The 18,630-nt window shown below is 61.0% G+C and carries 13 protein-coding genes; 7 read left to right on the top strand and 6 right to left on the bottom strand.

Going from position 1 to position 18,630, the window contains the following annotated elements:
* Positions 1–170: 170 nt before the first annotated feature.
* Both ACJ8PN_RS04035 and lrp read right to left on the bottom strand, forming a co-directional pair.
* Positions 171–3,848 carry a DNA translocase FtsK 4TM domain-containing protein gene (locus ACJ8PN_RS04035; protein ID WP_442534631.1) on the bottom strand — a complete coding sequence of 1,226 codons (3,678 nt, stop codon included), beginning with the start codon at positions 3,846–3,848 and terminating at the stop codon, positions 171–173.
* 120 nt (positions 3,849–3,968) lie between these two features.
* Positions 3,969–4,463: a leucine-responsive transcriptional regulator Lrp gene (gene lrp / locus ACJ8PN_RS04030; RefSeq protein WP_004928318.1), complete on the bottom strand. Its 495-nt coding sequence runs from the start codon at positions 4,461–4,463 to the stop codon at positions 3,969–3,971.
* A 654-nt stretch (positions 4,464–5,117) separates the two neighbouring features.
* Here lrp and trxB point away from each other — a divergent pair.
* The 5 genes from trxB (at position 5,118) to infA (ending at position 10,917) form a co-directional block, all read left to right on the top strand.
* Positions 5,118–6,089, top strand: coding sequence for a thioredoxin-disulfide reductase (gene trxB, locus ACJ8PN_RS04025; protein ID WP_004928321.1), 972 nt, complete (start codon positions 5,118–5,120; stop codon positions 6,087–6,089).
* A 240-nt stretch (positions 6,090–6,329) separates the two neighbouring features.
* A complete protein-coding gene (gene cydD, locus ACJ8PN_RS04020; protein WP_442534630.1) occupies positions 6,330–8,096 on the top strand; it encodes a heme ABC transporter permease/ATP-binding protein CydD in 1,767 nt (588 codons plus the stop codon).
* 2 nt (positions 8,097–8,098) lie between these two features.
* Complete coding sequence (cydC, locus tag ACJ8PN_RS04015) at positions 8,099–9,838, top strand: heme ABC transporter ATP-binding protein/permease CydC (protein WP_442534629.1); 1,740 nt, start codon at positions 8,099–8,101, stop codon at positions 9,836–9,838.
* Between the two features lie 29 nt (positions 9,839–9,867).
* Entirely contained in the window at positions 9,868–10,593 is a 726-nt protein-coding gene (gene aat / locus ACJ8PN_RS04010) for a leucyl/phenylalanyl-tRNA--protein transferase (protein ID WP_004928340.1), read from the top strand.
* A gap of 105 nt (positions 10,594–10,698) precedes the next feature.
* Positions 10,699–10,917 (top strand): translation initiation factor IF-1, encoded by a 219-nt coding sequence (gene infA, locus ACJ8PN_RS04005; RefSeq protein WP_002211347.1) that lies wholly within the window; start codon positions 10,699–10,701, stop codon positions 10,915–10,917.
* Positions 10,918–11,126: 209 nt separating this feature from the next.
* On the opposite strand, the gene clpA is transcribed toward infA, so the two are convergent.
* Both clpA and clpS read right to left on the bottom strand, forming a co-directional pair.
* Entirely contained in the window at positions 11,127–13,406 is a 2,280-nt protein-coding gene (gene clpA / locus ACJ8PN_RS04000; protein ID WP_171453696.1) for an ATP-dependent Clp protease ATP-binding subunit ClpA, read from the bottom strand.
* Between the two features lie 27 nt (positions 13,407–13,433).
* Positions 13,434–13,754, bottom strand: a complete 321-nt coding sequence (gene clpS / locus ACJ8PN_RS03995) for an ATP-dependent Clp protease adapter ClpS (protein ID WP_004928347.1) — start codon at positions 13,752–13,754, stop codon at positions 13,434–13,436.
* Positions 13,755–14,109: 355 nt separating this feature from the next.
* On the opposite strand from clpS, the gene cspD reads away from it, so the two are divergent.
* Positions 14,110–14,331, top strand: a complete 222-nt coding sequence (cspD, locus tag ACJ8PN_RS03990; protein WP_004928349.1) for a cold shock-like protein CspD — start codon at positions 14,110–14,112, stop codon at positions 14,329–14,331.
* A gap of 87 nt (positions 14,332–14,418) precedes the next feature.
* On the opposite strand, the gene macB is transcribed toward cspD, so the two are convergent.
* Positions 14,419–16,365 carry a macrolide ABC transporter ATP-binding protein/permease MacB gene (gene macB / locus ACJ8PN_RS03985; RefSeq protein ID WP_048322702.1) on the bottom strand — a complete coding sequence of 649 codons (1,947 nt, stop codon included), beginning with the start codon at positions 16,363–16,365 and terminating at the stop codon, positions 14,419–14,421.
* Positions 16,365–17,480, bottom strand: coding sequence for a macrolide transporter subunit MacA (gene macA / locus ACJ8PN_RS03980; RefSeq protein WP_346593367.1), 1,116 nt, complete (start codon positions 17,478–17,480; stop codon positions 16,365–16,367). The genes macB and macA overlap by 1 nt, the downstream gene beginning before the upstream one ends.
* Before the next feature lie 194 nt (positions 17,481–17,674).
* On the opposite strand from macA, the gene ACJ8PN_RS03975 reads away from it, so the two are divergent.
* Positions 17,675–18,628: a VirK/YbjX family protein gene (locus tag ACJ8PN_RS03975; protein WP_442534628.1), complete on the top strand. Its 954-nt coding sequence runs from the start codon at positions 17,675–17,677 to the stop codon at positions 18,626–18,628.
* Positions 18,629–18,630 lie beyond the last annotated feature (2 nt).

The raw sequence follows: 18,630 nt of genomic DNA, 5'->3' as shown, positions 1-18,630 counted from the left end.
ACCGCAGGGCGACGCCGTGCGGGTCAATCAACCCTTTACTCCCGTTACTTTACCTGAAGCCGGCGATCGGCCGGTAGGCCAATGTTCCGAGAAGAAACGGGTTTACGCTTCTTTGCACAAGGGCCGCTTAAGCGGCCCTTTCTTATTGAATTGCAATGGCTAAACGACCATCAATCGTGCCGCGGCGGCGCCAGCACCTCGCGGTTGCCGTTATGCCCCTGCTCACTGACGATGCCCTGCGCCTCCATCTGTTCGATGATGCGAGCCGCGCGGTTGTAGCCGATACGGAACTGGCGCTGTACGCCGGAGATGGAGGCGCGGCGTTTATCCACCACGAAATCCACCGCCTGGTCAAACAGCGGATCCAGCTCTTCGTCGCCGTCCATGCCGCCGCCGGCACCGCCCTCGCCGTCTTCACCGCCGCTGAGAATGCCCTCTTTATATTGGGGCCGCTCGCGCGCTTTCCAATCCTTGACCACCGCATGCACTTCCTGATCGCGCACGAATGCGCCATGTACGCGCACCGGGATCGAGGAGTTCGGCGCCAGATAAAGCATATCACCCATGCCCAGCAAGGACTCGGCGCCCCCCTGATCGAGGATGGTACGAGAGTCGATCTTGCTCGACACGGTAAAGGCGATACGCGTCGGGATGTTGGCTTTGATCAGGCCGGTGATCACATCCACCGACGGACGCTGGGTCGCCAGCACCAGGTGGATACCCGCCGCACGCGCTTTCTGCGCCAGGCGAGCGATCAACTCTTCGACCTTCTTGCCCACCGTCATGATCAGATCGGCGAATTCGTCGACCATCACCACGATGTACGGCTCTTTCTCCAGCACCGGCGGCGTGATGTCCATGCTGTCGGTCGGCTTCCAGAATGGATCCGGGATCGGACGCCCCATCGCTTCGGCCTGATCGACGCGCTCGTTGTAGCCGGCCAGGTTACGCACGCCCAGAGCTGACATCAGCTTGTAGCGGCGTTCCATTTCACCCACGCACCAGCGCAGCGCGTTGGCGGCGTCTTTCATGTCGGTGACCACGTCGGTCAACAGGTGTGGAATGCCTTCGTAAACCGACAGCTCCAGCATTTTCGGGTCGATCATGATAAAACGCACTTCTTTCGGCGTGGCCTTATACAAGATGCTCAGGATCATGGCGTTGACCCCGACCGACTTACCGGAACCGGTGGTACCGGCGACCAGCAAGTGCGGCATTTTGCCCAGATCGGCCACTACCGGTTCGCCGGAGATGTCTTTACCCAATACGATGGACAGCGGCGACGGATTGTCACGGAAAGCCGGGCAATCCAGCACTTCGCGCAGATACACCGTTTGCCGTTTGGCATTCGGCAGCTCCAGACCGACATAAGGCTTGCCGGGGATCACTTCCACCACGCGCACCGCCGAAGTCGACAGCGAGCGCGCCAGATCGCGCGACAGGTTGGAAATGCGCGCCGCTTTAACGCCCGGCGCCAGATCCAGCTCGAAGCGGGTGATGACCGGCCCCGGCAGGATGTCCACCACGTCGGCTTTCACGCGGTAATCGGCCAGGCTGGCCTCCACCAGGCGCGCCTTCTGTTCCAGCGCGAAGGAATCGACCGGCTCCACCTCTTTCGGCGCTTCGGTCAACAGATCCAGCGTCGGCAGCGGCGTGGTCGGTTTCTGCAGCGGCTGATCGTTGCGCATCAGGAACGGGTGAATCAGGCTGTCCATCGCCGGATGTTGCTCGGCCTGAGCTTGCTGAGGCTGCTGCTGCGCCGGTTGCTGCGGCTGCTGATATTGCGGCTGCGACGGCTGTTGATACTGCTGTTGCGGCTGCTGGTATTGCTGCGGCTGAGGCTGTTGGTATTGTTGAGGCGGCTGATGCGATTGCTGAGGTTGAGCCGCAGGCGCCACAGGCTCAAACTGACCGAACGGCACATCGTCCTCTTGCTCGCTTTGCTGTTCAATGCGCTCTTCAAGCTGCGGGGACAGCGTGAACATCGGCTCACTCGGGCCATCGTCCACCAGATCCGCCATCGGCGAGAAGCTGAAAGCATTGCGGGTATCGATCGGGCTGGTGGCCGGTGCCTGCGGAGCAGGTGCTTGCTGGCCGTAGCGCGCCTGCTGCTGCTCGGCGAACGCCTGGCGCAGCGCGGCCTCTTGCTGCGCCTCTTCGTCGTCCTGTTGATAGCCTTCGCCGTAGCGTTGGTGCTGCTGCTCGGCAAACGCCTTGCTCAGCTCGGCTTCCTGCAATGCGCTCTCGTCATCTTGTTGCTCAGGCGCGTAGCTTTCGCCATAGCGCTGGCTTTGCTGCTCGGCAAACGCCTGACGCAGCGCGGCTTCCTGTAGCGCCTCTTCTTCCTGCGGGTTCACCGCCGCCGGCTGCTGAGGCTCCGCCTCTGTCTGGCGCTGCTCCTGTTCGGCCGCACGCTGCGAAGGCAGCTTGATGCCGTAGGACGCCAGTTCGCGACGGGTCGGGATGCGCACAGGGTTCGGCCGCGGCAGTTCAGGGCCGATGCCCTGCTTAACCTGCGGATTGTCGTCGCTGGTCGCCGTGAAGGCCGGCATAAAGGTCGCCGCGGCGGCACCTGCAGCAGCAGCGGCTGCCGCCGTATCCGGCTGCGGTTTGGCACCGGTGGCGCTGAAACCGCTCGAACTGCCGATGTCGACGCTGTCACGCTGTGCGGCGGTAAAATCAAAGGGAGAACGCGCCGGCGGCTGCGGCGCGGCCGGCTCTTGCCAGTTGCCGAGGCGCGGCTCATCGTCATCCTGATAAGGATCGACAGGACGCGTCGCCTTAGGCGCGGGCGTTTCTTCCGGGATCTCGAAGGAATACAGCGGCGGCGTAGCGTCTTGCGCCGGGGTGCTCACCGGGTGCTGATTGACAGAGGCCGGCGCGGCCGGCGCCACCGTCACCGACTGCGCCTGTGTGGCGATCGGCGCTGCAACGGGCTCATGGATCTCTGCCTTCACCGCCGGTGCAGGTGAAGCCGCCGGCGCGATGGATGCGGCTTCTGCTTCAAGCTCGCCATCGTCGGCGCGCAGGCCGCTGAGCAACGGATCGGCGGCGTCTTCTGCCGCCGCTTTGGCGCTTTCGGTGACCGAAGGCGCGGAGAACAGCACGTCGTCATCGGCGGCCGCGGCTCCGGCGGCGGTCGCGGCAACCGCTGCAGCGGCGCCCTTCCCTGCCTGCTCAGGCTCGTCGTCGACGTAACGCTCGTCATCCTCAAAATAGCGCTCTTCGCGACGTGAGCGATTGGTCATCACCGTCGCGACGCCCAGCACCGCCCCGCCGATCTTCTCGGCGATCACCAGCCAGGACCAGCCGGTAAACAGCGTCAACCCCGCCGCCCATACGCACAGCAGCGCCAGCGTAGCGCCGATGCCGTTGAACCACGGCAACATGGCGTTGCTCAGCAGGCTGCCGATCACGCCGCCGGAAGCGAAGTAATAGAGATCGTCGACGTTCAGCGCCGCCAGCCCGCAGGAGGTGAGCACTAACGCCAGGGTGCCGATCAGGCGCAGGGAAAGCGCGAAATAGTCGATGTAGTCTCTGTTGCTGCGTTGGCGATAAGCCGCCCAGCACAGGACCAGCATGATCGGCGGTATCGCGTAGGCGAGCACCCCGAAGGTGAAGAACAGCGTATCGGCCAACCAGGCCCCGACACCGCCGCCCAGATTGTGAATCGGCTCATGCCACGCGGTCTGCGACCAGCTTGGGTCAGACGGATTGAAACTGACCAACGCAGCCATGAGGTAAACGGCAAAAATCGCTACCACGATAAGCACAGCTTCCAGCAAACGCCGGCCACTGCTGAGTCTTTTCAGGGTAACTTCTTTATCTTCTGTATATTCCTGGCTCAAGAAAGGCTCTCCAGGTTCCTGTTAGCTGACATAGCAACAGCGCCGAGAAACTGCCCCGGCGCCGAAACTGTATGAATAAACAGGAGTGTAACCAATTTAATCAGGTTTTGCACCTGCACCTTACCGTGTTTTGATAACCAGACGGTTACTCTGTTTCACTTCTTCCATCACTACGTAGGTACGGGTGTCGTTAACCCCCGGCAAACGCAGCAAGGTTTCGCCCAGCAATTTGCGGTAAGCCGACATGTCCGGTACGCGGGTTTTCAACAGGTAGTCGAAATCGCCGGAAACCAGATGACACTCCTGAATCTCTTCAAGCTTCTGCACTGCCGAGTTGAATTGCTCAAACACATCCGGCGCACCGCGGTTCAGCGTGATCTCCACGAAAACCAGCAGGGACGCATCCAGATAATGCGGGTTAAGCAATGCGGTATAGCCATGAATGAAACCCTGGCGCTCGAGACGGCGCACGCGTTCCAAACATGGTGTCGGGGATAACCCCACGCGCTTCGAAAGCTCGACGTTCGAAATACGCCCATCCTTCTGCAGCTCATTCAGGATGTTGCGGTCGATACGGTCAAGATCTTTACCCGGGCGTTTCTTGTTGTCTGCCATTATTATTGTCTCTCTTATTTTCTTCCGTGCACTTGCCACACCCTAGCCAACGTCAATGTGTAAGGGTTCGTTCCAAGCGAAGACCCGATGCCTGTCATATGCTTCTTCACTACCATCATTCCACGCCGCGCAGCCTGTCTGTCCAACCCCGCGCGATGCAGGTAACGACGTTTAGGTCGAGAAAAAATCAGCAAACGCTTGCGCGCTCTGCTCCGCACACCCATCGCGCATTGCCGCCTCGCGGCGCAAATACGTACGATTTGCTGGTGTTACGGGGATAATTTCTTCTTCCTATGATGTTTTCGCAAATGCGCAGCGGATTGTCAAAGTAAAAGAAGCAAAATCAGAACAACGTACCGCCACGAAAAGTCTGCATCCCATTTTTGGTTATGAATCGCTGGCAGATAACCCCCGGCGGGGAGCGGCTGAAGTCGCAGAATGCGCCGTTTTTGTACGGTTGGCGATTCAGCGGCCGAATGCGGCTTTGATAAGGTAAATTTCTGCGTTCGGCGTACGATTTGCCGACAGCGGGTGCATTAATAGGCGACAACTATCATACAAATCGTTAACAACGTCGCCCGGCGCTTTTTTTACTGCGCCATTTTCCCTACAATCGGCTTCATTGTCCGCCATTGTGGAATAAAGAGGTTATTCATGGGCACGGCTAAACATAGCAAATTACTGATTCTGGGCTCCGGCCCGGCCGGTTACACCGCCGCCGTCTACGCGGCGCGCGCCAACCTGAATCCGGTGCTGATCACCGGTCTGGAGCAAGGCGGCCAGCTGACCACCACCACCGAAGTGGAAAACTGGCCGGGCGACGCCGAAGGCCTGACCGGCCCGGCGCTGATGGAGCGCATGCGCGAGCACGCGGAGAAGTTCCAGACTGAAATCGTCTTCGATCATATCAACAGCGTCGATCTGCAGCAGCGTCCGTTCCGCCTGTTCGGCGACAGCGGCGAATACAGCTGCGACGCGCTGATCATCGCGACCGGCGCCTCCGCCCGCTACCTTGGCCTGCCTTCCGAAGACGCCTTCAAGGGCAAAGGCGTTTCCGCCTGCGCGACCTGCGACGGTTTCTTCTACCGCAACCAGAAAGTCGCGGTGGTCGGCGGCGGCAACACCGCAGTTGAAGAAGCGCTGTACCTGTCCAACATCGCCGCCGAGGTTCACCTGATCCACCGTCGCGACAGCTTCCGCTCGGAGAAGATCCTGATTGACCGGCTGATGGAAAAAGTGAAAAGCGGCAACATCGTGCTGCACACCGACCATACGCTGGACGAAGTGCTGGGCGATGAAATGGGCGTGACCGGCGTGCGCATCCGCAGCACCAAAGCGGAAAACGAAACCCGTGAACTGGAACTGGCCGGCGTGTTCATCGCTATCGGCCACAGCCCGAACACCGGCATCTTCGGCGGCCAGCTGGAGCTGGAAAACGGCTACATCAAGGTACAGTCCGGCATTCACGGCAATGCGACCCAAACCACTATCCCCGGCGTCTTCGCCGCAGGCGACGTAATGGATCACGTCTACCGCCAGGCGATCACTTCCGCCGGCACCGGCTGTATGGCGGCGCTGGACGCAGAACGTTACCTGGACGGCATCGCCGGCGCAGAAGTCTGCTAAGACTTTCCCCCCATCAGCAAAAAGCGGCTCTCGGGCCGCTTTTTTTGTTTCCCCCCTCCGCACTCTCCTTCCCGCGTCTGTTATAGCCACATTTGGCCGCTTTATTATTTTCAGTCTGCCGGGTGACGAGGTAACATGGGACCTCGCTTGTTTGTCGCCGATTGCGCCAAACACTATTATTTAACAGTACGTTAACCCAGCCTGTAACAAACGGGCACCGGCGACGCAGACGCATATCTGATGAAAAAAACCAGACAGCAACAGTTAACCCGTTGGCTTAAAACCCAGAGTTCGTTGGCGCAGCGTTGGCTGCGCCTTTCCATGCTGTTGGGGTTGTTCAGCGGCCTGCTGATCGTGGCGCAGGCGTGGCTGCTGGCCAGTCTGCTGCACGCCCTGATCATCGAACATACCCCACGCGAACAGCTGCTCCCTTCGTTTATCTGGCTAGCCGCCGCGTTCGCATTGCGGGCGCTGTTGAGCTGGCTGCGGGAACGGGTCGGTTTCCTGTGTGGCCAGGTGATCCGTCAGCGCATGCGCCAGCAGGTGCTGGATAAGCTGCAGCAGCTCGGCCCGGCCTGGATCCAGGGCAAACCGGCGGGCAGTTGGGCCAGCATCATCGTCGAGCAGATCGAGGATATGCAGGACTATTACTCGCGCTATCTGCCGCAGATGTATCTGGCGGTCTTCATCCCGCTGCTGATCCTGATCGCTGTTTTCCCGATCAATTGGGCCGCCGGTTTGATTCTGTTGGCGACCGCGCCGCTGATCCCGCTGTTCATGGCGCTGGTCGGTATGGGGGCCGCCGATGCCAACCGCCGCAACTTCGTGGCACTGGCGCGATTGAGCGGCAACTTCCTCGATCGCCTGCGCGGCCTGGACACCCTGCGGCTGTTCGACCGCGCGCAGGCCGAAACCGCGCAGATCGCCAAGTCCTCCGAAGACTTCCGCAGCCGCACCATGGAAGTGCTGCGCATGGCCTTCCTCTCTTCCGGCGTGCTGGAGTTCTTCGCCTCGATTTCCATCGCCGTGGTGGCGGTGTACTTCGGTTTTTCCTACCTCGGCGAACTCAATTTCGGCAGCTACGGCCTCGGCGTAACGCTGTTTTCCGGTTTTCTGGTGCTGATTCTGGCGCCGGAGTTTTTCCAACCGCTGCGCGATCTCGGCACCTTCTACCATGCCAAGGCGCAGGCGGTCGGCGCGGCGGAAGCGCTGGAAACCTTCCTCAGCGCCGAAGGCGAGCAGATGGGCAACGGCACGCGGCAGCTGCCCGCCGATCAACCGCTGACGCTGCAGGCGAACGCGTTGGAAATCCTGTCGCCGAACGGCGTGCTGCTGGCCGGGCCGCTGAGTTTCACCCTGCAACCGCAACAGCGCGTGGCGCTGGTCGGGCTGAGCGGCGCCGGCAAAAGTTCGCTGCTCAATCTGCTGCTCGGCTTCCTGCCCTACCGTGGGTCGTTGACCGTCAACGGCATCGAGCTGCGTGAACTGTCCGCAGAAAACTGGAGGCAACAGTTGAGCTGGGTAGGGCAAAACCCGCATCTGCCGGCGCAAACCTTGCGCGCCAATATTCTGCTGGGCTGCCCGCAGGCCGACGAAGCACAGCTGCAGCAGGCGGTGGAGCTCGCCTACGTCAGCGAACTGTTACCGTATCTGCCGCAGGGGCTCGACACCGAAGTGGGCGACAACGCCGCCCGCCTGTCGGTCGGCCAGGCGCAGCGCGTGGTGGTCGCCCGGGCGCTGATCGGCCAGCGCCGCTTGCTGCTGCTGGATGAACCGGCCGCCAGCCTCGATGCCCATAGCGAACAACGGGTGATGCAGGCGTTGAATGCCGCTTCGCATCAGCAAACCACCCTGCTGGTGACGCACCAGTTGGAAGATACCGAAGACTACGATGAGATTTGGGTGATGGATAACGGGCGCATCGTGCAACAGGGCGATTACGCCACCCTCAGCGCCCAGCCGGGCCTGTTCGCCACTCTGATCGCCCACCGCCGCGGGGAGCTTTAATCATGCGCGTTTTGCTGCCGTTTTTGGCGTTGTATCGCCGCCATAGCCTGCTGATTAGCCTGGGCATCCTTTTGGCGATCGTCACCCTGCTGGCCAGCATCGGCCTGCTGGCGCTCTCCGGCTGGTTCCTGGCCGCCTCTTCGCTGGCCGGATTGGCGGGCCTGCTGACCTTCAACTATATGTTGCCGGCCGCCGGCGTGCGCGGCACGGCGATCTTCCGCACCGCCGGGCGCTACGCCGAGCGTGTGGTCAGCCACGACGCCACCTTCCGCGTGCTGTCGCACCTGCGGGTGTTCACCTTCAGCAAGATCCTGCCGCTGACGCCGGGCGGCATCGCCCGTTTCCGCCAGGCCGACCTGCTCAATCGCCTGGTGGCGGACGTGGACACGCTGGATCACCTTTATCTGCGGGTGATCTCGCCGCTGATCAGCGCGGCGGTGGTGATCCTGGTGGTCACCTACGGCCTGAGCTGGCTGGATCCTGCGCTCGCCCTGACGCTGGGCGGCATACTGTTGCTGCTGTTGCTGCTGGTGCCGCCGGTGTTCTATCGCGCCGGCAAACCGATCGGCGGCCAGCTTACCGCCCTGCGCGGCCAATACCGCACCGACCTGACCGCCTGGCTGCAGGGGCAGGCGGAGCTGGTGGTGTTCGGCGCCGTCAACGACTTCCGCCAGACGCTGAACGCCACCGAACAGCTGTGGCAACGCCGCCAGTGGCAGCAGGCCTCGCTGAGCGGCAAGGCGCAGGCGCTGATGATCCTCGCCAGCGGGCTGACGGTGACGCTGCTGCTGTGGCTGACCGCCGCCGGCATCGGCGGCGATACCCAACCCGGCGCGCTGATCGCGCTGTTTGTCTTCGCCGCGCTGGCGTCGTTCGAAGCGCTGATGCCGGTGGCCGGCGCCTTCCAGCACCTCGGCCAGGTGATCGCCTCCGCCACGCGGGTCAAACAGATCATCGATCGCCAGCCGGAGGTCACCTTCCCTGCCACCGGTCCGGCCGCCGCCGACCGGGCTCAGCTTAGCCTGCGGCAGTTGAGTTTCACCTACCCCGATCAGCCGCAGCCGGTACTGCGCGACGTCACGCTCGAGGTGGCAGCCGGCGAACACATCGCCTTGCTCGGCCGCACCGGCTGCGGCAAGTCCACCCTGCTGCAGTTGCTGACCCGCGCCTGGCGCACCGACGGCGGAAAAATTCTGCTCAACGGCGAACCGCTGGAGGATTATGATGAAACCACGCTGCGTCGGATGACCACGGTCGTCAGCCAGCGAGTGCATATCTTCAGCGATACGCTGCGGGAAAACCTGCGGCTGGCCGCACCGGATGCCGGCGACGCTCGCCTGAGTGACGTGCTGCTGCAGGTGGGGCTCGGCAAATTGCTGGACAGCGACGGCGGGCTGAACGCCTGGCTGGGGGAAGGCGGCCGGCAGCTGTCCGGCGGCGAACAGCGCCGACTGGGCATCGCCCGCGCGCTGCTGCACCCTGCCCCGCTGCTGTTGCTTGACGAACCGACCGAAGGGCTGGACGCCGAGACCGAGCAGCAGATCCTGGCGCTGCTGCGCCGGCATTGTCAGGGCAAGACGCTGATCCTGGTGACGCACCGCCTGTACGGCCTGGAGCATCTCGATCGCATTTGCGTAATGGATGACGGCCAAATTGTCGAACAGGGCGATCACGCCGCCCTAATGCGCCAGCAGGGCCGCTATGCCCGCTTTCGCAACCGTATCAGCAACCTGGCGCCGTAATCGGCCCGTAGAGGACGCAGAAACCCTGTATGCGCATCGTTAAGCTTTCCCCTCAGTCGCTGGCGTTTCCCTCGCCTGAGGGCGCCCTGCGCGATCCCAACGGCCTGCTGGCGATCGGCGGCGACCTGACGGCGCCACGGCTGCTGGCAGCCTACGAGCGCGGCATCTTCCCCTGGTATTCGCCGGGGGAAGCGATTCTGTGGTGGTCACCCGATCCGCGTGCGGTGCTGTTCCCGGCCGAGTTTCATCTCAACCGCAGCCTGAAACGCTTTCTGCGCCACGATCCGTTTCGCATCACGCTTAATCACGACTTCGCCGCGGTGATCGCCGCCTGCGCCCACCGGCCGGATGAAGGCACCTGGATCGGCCCGGAGGTACAGCGCGCCTATCAACATCTTCATCGCCTCGGCTATGCGCACTCGGTGGAGGTATGGCAGGATGATCAACTGGTCGGCGGCATGTATGGCGTGGCGCAAGGCGCGTTGTTCTGCGGCGAATCGATGTTCAGCCGCGTCACCAACGCCTCAAAATGCGCATTGATGGCCTTTTGCCGCCATTTTGCCGCTTATGGCGGGGAATTGATTGACTGCCAGGTGCTGAACGCTCACACTGCCCGCCTTGGCGCGCGTGAAATTCCGCGCCGTCAATTTTTGCAGCAGCTCAGCACCCTTCAACGGCGGCCTTTGGCACCGGCGTGCTGGGCGCCGCAAGTCATATCCCCACAGCCGGTTGAACCGCCCTGCCCAGCAAACTAATTGGTGGAAACGGTGCAATGTTCACCGACACATCTTTACATAATGGGGGTTTTTCGGCATTATCTTGCCGGTTAAAAACTAAGGTAGTTAGACCTAGAGGATTCGATGGCCAAAGAAGACAATATTGAAATGCAGGGCACCGTTCTTGATACGCTGCCGAACACCATGTTCCGCGTTGAATTGGAAAACGGGCACGTGGTAACCGCACACATCTCCGGTAAAATGCGTAAAAACTATATCCGCATCCTGACGGGCGACAAAGTCACTGTAGAGCTGACCCCGTACGACCTGAGCAAAGGCCGCATTGTCTTCCGTAGCCGTTAATCGGCTCACCGCGCGCCACACGCTGGCGGCATCGAGGATGTAATATCCCTCGGGAGCCCTTTCCGTTTACCCCCGCAGCGACGTTACACAACGGGTTGCAGGTGCGCAGGTAAACTGAGAGGGCTCACTCGTTTCTGTTGTACGGTGAATCTCACCCATAAAAAAAGCGATGCCGAAGCATCGCTTTTTCTTTGCCTGAAAGCGGCCTTTTAGTGCACCGCGCCCTCGTCCGCTTTGCGCTTGGCGGCGCTGAGGAAGTGGTAGGTCAGCTGTTTCTTGTCCTTGTCCAGCTCGACCTTCACGGAACCGCCGTCCACCAGCGAACCGAACAGCAACTCGTTGGCCAACGGTTTCTTCAGGTTTTCCTGCATGACGCGCGCCATCGGACGAGCGCCCATCGCACGGTCGTAACCCTTCACCGACAGCCAGTCGCGCGCTTCGTCGCTCACTTCCAGCGAGACGCCCTTCGCATCCAGCTGCGCCTGCAGTTCGACGATAAACTTGTCGACCACCTGCTGGATCACCTCGGTAGACAGATGGTTGAACCAGATGATGTTGTCCAGACGGTTGCGGAACTCCGGCGTAAACACCTTCTTGATCTCTTCCATCGCGTCGGTGCTGTTGTCCTGCTGCACCAGACCGATCGACTTGCGTTCGGTTTCCCGCACCCCGGCGTTGGTGGTCATCACCAGGATCACGTTGCGGAAGTCCGCCTTGCGGCCGTTGTTATCGGTCAGCGTGCCGTTGTCCATCACCTGCAGCAGCAGGTTGAACACGTCCGGATGCGCCTTCTCAATCTCATCGAGCAGCACCACCGCATGCGGATGCTTGATCACCGCATCGGTCAGCAGCCCGCCCTGATCGTAACCGACGTAGCCCGGAGGCGCGCCGATCAGGCGGCTGACGGTATGCCGCTCCATGTACTCGGACATGTCGAAACGCAGCAGCTCGATATCCATCGCCTTGGCCAGCTGTACGGTGACCTCGGTTTTCCCGACCCCGGTCGGCCCGGCGAACAGGAAGGAACCGACCGGCTTGCGCTCGTGGCCCAGACCGGCACGGCTCATCTTGATCGCTTCCGTCAACGCTTCGATCGCCTGATCCTGGCCGAATACCAGCATCTTCAAGCGATCGCCCAGGTTTCTCAGCACGTCGCGGTCGCTGGCCGACACGGTTTTCTCCGGGATGCGAGCGATACGCGCCACCACGGATTCAATATCGGCCACGTTGACGGTTTTCTTGCGCTTGCTGGCCGGCATCAACCGGCTGCGGGCGCCCGCCTCGTCGATCACGTCGATAGCCTTGTCCGGCAGATGACGATCGTTGATGTATTTCACCGACAGCTCCACCGCGGCGCGGATCGCCTTGGCGGTATAACGCACGTCGTGGTGCGCTTCATACTTGGCCTTCAGGCCGTTGATGATCTGAACGGTCTCTTCCGCCGTCGGTTCGGTGATATCGATCTTCTGGAAGCGGCGCGCCAAAGCGCGATCCTTTTCGAAGATGTTGCTGAACTCCTGGTAGGTGGTCGAGCCGATCACCCGGATCTTGCCGCTCGACAGCAGCGGTTTGATCAGGTTGGCGGCATCCACTTGCCCACCGGAAGCCGCACCGGCGCCGATGATGGTGTGAATTTCATCGATGAACAGGATGCTGTTCTGATCCTGTTCCAGCTGTTTGAGCAGCGCCTTGAAGCGCTTCTCGAAGTCGCCGCGGTATTTGGTGCCGGCCAGCAGTGAACCGATATCCAGCGAATACAGCGTGCAGTCCGCCATCACATCCGGCACGTCGCCCTGCACGATACGCCAGGCCAGGCCTTCGGCAATGGCGGTCTTGCCCACGCCGGATTCACCGACCAGCAGCGGGTTGTTTTTACGACGACGGCACAGCACCTGAATCGCGCGCTCCAGCTCACGATCGCGGCCGATCAGCGGATCGATGCCGCCCACACGGGCCAACTGATTGAGGTTGGTGGTGAAGTTTTCCATACGGTCTTCCCCTCCGGACTGCTCTTCGTTCACCGGGTTTTCCGCATTCGGCGCTTGGCCCGGCTCGTCTTTACGCGTGCCATGTGAAATGAAGTTCACCACGTCGAGACGGCTGACGTCGTGCTTGCGCAGCAGATAGGCCGCCTGCGACTCCTGCTCGCTGAAGATGGCCACCAACACGTTGGCGCCGGACACTTCGCTGCGGCCGGAAGATTGCACATGGAAGACCGCGCGCTGCAACACGCGCTGGAAGCTGAGCGTCGGCTGAGTGTCGCGCTCTTCTTCGCCGGCGGGCAGCGTCGGTGTGGTTTGTTCGATGAAGGCTTCCAGCTCCTGGCGCAACGCGGCCAGATCCACCGTACATGCCTCGAGCGCTTCTCGCGCGGCAGGGTTGCTCAGCAACGCCAGCAACAGGTGCTCCACGGTCATAAACTCGTGTCTGTGCTCACGCGCCCTGGCGAAAGCCATGTTGAGACTGAGTTCCAGTTCTTGATTGAGCATAAGCACCTCCCCAATAGATTGCCTTATTCAGGCTTTTTCCAGCGTACAAAGCAACGGATGCTCGTTCTCCCTTGCGTACCGGTTCACATGGACGACTTTGGTTTCCGCCACCTCGGCGGTGAAAACACCACAGATCGCCTTGCCTTGATAGTGGACCGTGAGCATCAGTTGCGTTGCGCGTTCAATATCATAAGAAAAGAACTTTTGCAGAACGTCAATCACAAATTCCATCGGTGTGTAATCGTCGTTGTTAAGTATAACTTTATACATAGACGGCGGTTTTACCGCATCGATTTGTTTTTCTTCGGCCAAGTGTTCAAAGTTTAGCCAGTCGTTGTTATTGCCCATCGCTGCTCATCTTCTCTGCTCTGCCCTCTGATATGGGGACAGGTTTCGGTTATTCAAAGTGGGGATAGTTACTATTTTATCATCTTCGCCATCGTCCCGCCGCACAGTAACGTGCGCAAAAAAACGGGCCAATTGTGACTGAATCGTGGCAATAGCGTTACCTGCTTCAAACTTTGGTGAACTGCTCCCCGCCGACAAAAGCCGATCCCTTGACGCCCCGATCATTTGCTCTAGAGTGTAAATTCGTGGCTGGTGGTCTTTTAACCACCCCTTGTCCACCCTGCTACTCGCCCACGGCGAGTGCGAAATCAGTTATTCATCTCACTTAAAATAGCGTTGCGAGGGATGTAAAAGCATGGAGACGGGTACTGTTAAATGGTTTAACAACGCCAAAGGTTTTGGCTTCATCTGCCCAGCCGGCGGCGGCGAAGATATTTTCGCGCATTATTCCACAATCAAGATGGATGGTTACAGAACGTTGAAGGCGGGCCAGCAGGTCAGCTTCGACGTGCATCAAGGGCCCAAAGGCAACCATGCCAGTCTTATTGTGCCAGTGGAAAGCGAGGCGCTGTCCTAAACGCTTCCGGCAGCATCACGCTGCACTGACTCTGACTGCGATAAAAATGCCAGCCGCCGTGTGACTGGCATTTTTTATGTCTGTGACTTACTCGCGCGCCAGCGCATCGATCGGATTCAGCCGCGCGGCATTGCGCGCCGGCAGATAGCCGAACACCACGCCGATGCCGGTGGAACAGAGGAACGCGCTCAGCAACGCCGCCGGCGGGAAGCTGATCTGCCAGCCTGGCAATACCAACTGCACCGCCAGACCGATGGCGAACGACAGCGTAATCCCCAGCGCGCCCCCCACCAGGCAGACCAACACCGCCTCGATCAAGAACTGCTGCAACACGTCGCCGGAACGGGCGCCCACCGCCATGCGGATGCCGATCTCGCGCGTGCGCTCGGTCACCGACACCAGCATGATGTTCATCACGCCGATGCCGCCGACCACCAGCGAAATCACCGCCACCAGCGTCAGGAACAGCTGCAGCGTGCGGGTGGTTTTCTCCGCGGTTTGCACCAGGCTGTCCATGTTATAGGTGAAAAAGTCCTTCTTGCCGTGGCGCAGCGTCAACAGGCGCGACAGTTGCTGCTCCGCTTCCTTGCTGTCGTAACCGTCGCGGATGCGCACGGTGATCGAATCGAAATAGCTGTTGCCCATCAGCCGGTTGGCCATGGTGCTGTACGGCACCCACACGTTCAGCGTCTTGCTGCTGCCGAACATCGACTGCTTCTCCTTGGCCACGCCGACCACCGTCGCCGGCATGTTGCCCACCAGGATCACCTCGCCCACCACGTTCTTTTGGTGCGGGAACAGCCGCCGCTGGGTATTGGCGTCAATCACCACCGTCTGCGCCTGCGACTGTACCTGCATCGGATCGATGCCGACGCCCTGGGTAAAGCTCATGCCGTACACGCGGAAGAACTGCTCGCTGACGCCGTTGACGTTGGCCGCCGCATCAACGTTGCCCAAGCGCAGCCGCATGCTGCTGCTGATGCTCGGCGACAGCGCACTGATGTAAGGCTGTTCGCGCAGCGCATCGAGATCGCCGTATTTCAACGATTGCCGGTAGGTCGGATCGTCGTCGCCGAAATCCTTGCCGGGATAGATATCGACAGTATTGGTGCCGATGGATTTGATGTCCGCCAGCACCATCTGCTTGGCGGCGTCGCCGATCACCAGGATCGACACCACCGAGGCGATGCCGATAATGATGCCGAGCATGGTCAGCGCGGTGCGCATCTTGTTGGCCGCCATCGCGCGCCAGGCCATGATCAGCGCCTCGCGGAAACGGCCGCCCATCTGCCGCCAGGAAGGCGCCGCGGCGGCCAGCGCCAGCGGCTTGGCCTGCGCATTCTCCTGCGGTGCCGGCCGCGAGTCGGCGATGATCTCGCCGTCGCGGATTTCGATGATCCGTTCAGCCTGACGCGCCACCGCCGGATCGTGAGTCACCAGGATCACCGTGTGCCCCTGGGCGCACAACTGTTTAAGGATCGCCATCACCTCTTCGCCGGAATGGCTGTCAAGCGCGCCGGTCGGCTCATCCGCCAGGATCACCTGCCCGCCGTTCATCAACGCGCGGGCGATACTGACACGCTGCTGCTGGCCGCCGGAAAGCTGGCTCGGCCGATAGTTGACTCGCTCCCCCAGCCCCAGACGGCGCAACAGCGCCTCCGCCCGTTCGCGCCGCGCCGCTTTGCCCAGCCCGGCATACACCGCCGGCACCTCGACGTTGTGCGCCGCGCTCAGGTGCGGCAGCAGATGATAGCGTTGAAAGATAAAGCCGAAATGCTCGCGCCGCAGCTGCGCCAGCGCATCGTCGCTCAGCGTCGCCACATCTTGCCCGGCTACCCGATACACGCCGGCGCTCGGCTTGTCCAGGCAGCCGAGGATGTTCATCAGCGTCGATTTGCCGGAGCCTGAAGCCCCCATGATCGCCACCATTTCACCGGCGTCGATGCTCAGACTGATCCCCTTCAGCACCTCCACCGTCTGCTCGCCGGAACGGTAGCTGCGGCGAATGCCGTTCAGCTGCAACAGCGCCGCCATCAGCCGGCCTCCACGCCGCCGCGGCTGACGATCACCTCATCACCCGCCTCAAGCCCGCGGAGGATCTGCACGTCGATATTGTTGCGCAGGCCGATGGCCACCTCACGCTTCTCTTCCTTGCCCTGTTTCAGCACCGAAACGTGGTAGCGATTGTCGGCGATCTGATCGCCCAGCGCCGCCAGCGGGATCACCAGCGCCTGCTGAACGCCGGCCAGCTGAATATGCACCTGCGCCGTCATTTGCAAGCGCAGCAACCTTTCCGGGTTGGGCACTTCGAAACGCGCGTAATAGAAGATGGCGTTATTGACCTTTTCCGGCGTCGGCTGAATGTCTTTCAGCACGCCGTCGAAGCGCCGGGTCGGATCGCCCAGCACCGTGAACCAGGCCTTCTGACCCGGCTTGAGGTTAATGACGTCGGCCTCCGAGACCTGCGCCTTCACCAACATGGTGCCGAGATCCGCCAGCGTCAGAATGTTTGGCGCCTGTTGCGCCGCGATCACCGTCTGGCCCTGCAGCGTGGTGATCTGCACCACGTCGCCATCCATCGGCGCTTCGATGCGGGTGTAAGCCAGGTTGATCTTGGCGGTGTCCAGGCTGGCCTGATTCCGCGCGATCTGCGCATTGATGGTGCCCACCTGCGCCTTCTTCACCGCCAGCTGCGTCGCCGCCTGATCCAGATCCTGACGCGATACCGCCTGCAGTTTAGCCAGCGCCTGGTTGCGCTGCAGCGTGACCGCCGCCAGTTGCTGTTCCGCCTGCGCCTGCAGCAGTTGCGCATGCAGTTCGCGCAGCGTCGCCTCGCCTTCGCGGATGCTGTTCTGCGCCTGTTGCGGATCGATAACCCCCAGCAACTGGCCTTTTTTCACCTTGTCGCCGATCTCGACATACAGTTTTTCCAACTGCCCGCTGACCTGCGCGCCGACGTCAACCTTGCGCACCGCGTCCAGCTGGCCGGTCGCCAACACGTTCTGCTGCAGATCGCGCTGGGTGACCTTCACCGTTTTGAAATCGGTTGGCGCCGGATGGCGAAAGTGCCAAACGGCCGCCGCGGCAAGCGCCGCAATCACCGCCAGAACGAGTATCCAGCGGCGTTTATGTCCTTTAAACCCTGTCAAAATGGACCTGCCTGTGCTTGTGAATATCCACCGCCCATTGCGGCGGCGGAGCTAAATTAGCATGCAACGTAGGGAATAACTAAACCTTAGCTCAACACAATGTGGAGACACGCCTGGTTACAGTTCAGCATTGAACTCCCGTTTAGTGAAACCTTGATGAAATACCGCCATTCAACACAGCCAAGGATTTCATCATGTCACAGCTCAGCTACCCACTCGCCTCCCCCCGGCCGCTTAACGGCTGGCAACTGATGACGGCGCTGATCAATGGCGAAAAGGCGCCAAGCAACGCCTGGAAAAAAACCTCGTTTCGCCTGAAGTTTCTCGGCCGTTCGCTGCTCAACTGGCGCACCACCAGCGGCCTGCTCAGCACCCTGGCCAGCAACCCGCTGCTGGAAGAGATCCTGAACGCGCAGCCGAACCTGCCGTGCAAGCTGCATCGCCCCTACCTGGCGGCCAACATGAGCAAGATCGAATGCTTGTTCGCCCTGCGCGATCATTACGATCTCATCGTGCAGCGCATGCCGCTGAAGATGCGTCTCGGCCACCTCGGCCCACAGCCTTTCGTGCTGGCCCGCGCGATGGGCAAAAACGAAGCGCCGATCTCGCTGGAACTGGCGGCGATCGACAAACTGAATAAGGAAGGGGAAGCCACGCTGCTGCTGCGCAACGCCAACGGCGTGATGCTGGCGGAAATCACCTTTGCGCTGATGCATTATCAGCAGCAGCCGACGCTGTTCATCGGCGGCCTGCAGGGCGCGAACCATGAGGTGCCGCACGCCGAGATCCAGCACACCACCAAGGAGTGTCACGGTCTGTTCCCTAAACGTCTGGTGCTGGAAGGCGTTTGCACGCTGGCTCGGCATCTCGGCATGCGCCGGATCGTAGCCGTCGGCAATGCTACCCATATCTATCAAAACTGGCGTTACCAGAGTAAGAAGAAGGACCAACTGCACGCCGATTACGATCAGTTCTGGCTGTCGATGGGCGCCAAACCGCTCGACAGCGGCTATTTCCTGCTGCCCGAGCGCATCGCCCGCAAGCCGATCGAAGAGATTGCCAGCAAGAAGCGCGCCGAGTATCGCCGCCGCTATCAGTTGCTGGACGAACTGGAACAGGGATTGGCGGCGCATTTCTGCGCCCGATAACG

The organism is Serratia sp. CY76391 (assembly GCF_052166695.1).
Lineage (GTDB): Bacteria > Pseudomonadota > Gammaproteobacteria > Enterobacterales > Enterobacteriaceae > Serratia > Serratia nematodiphila.
This window is presented reverse-complemented; position numbering and strand designations above follow the sequence as displayed.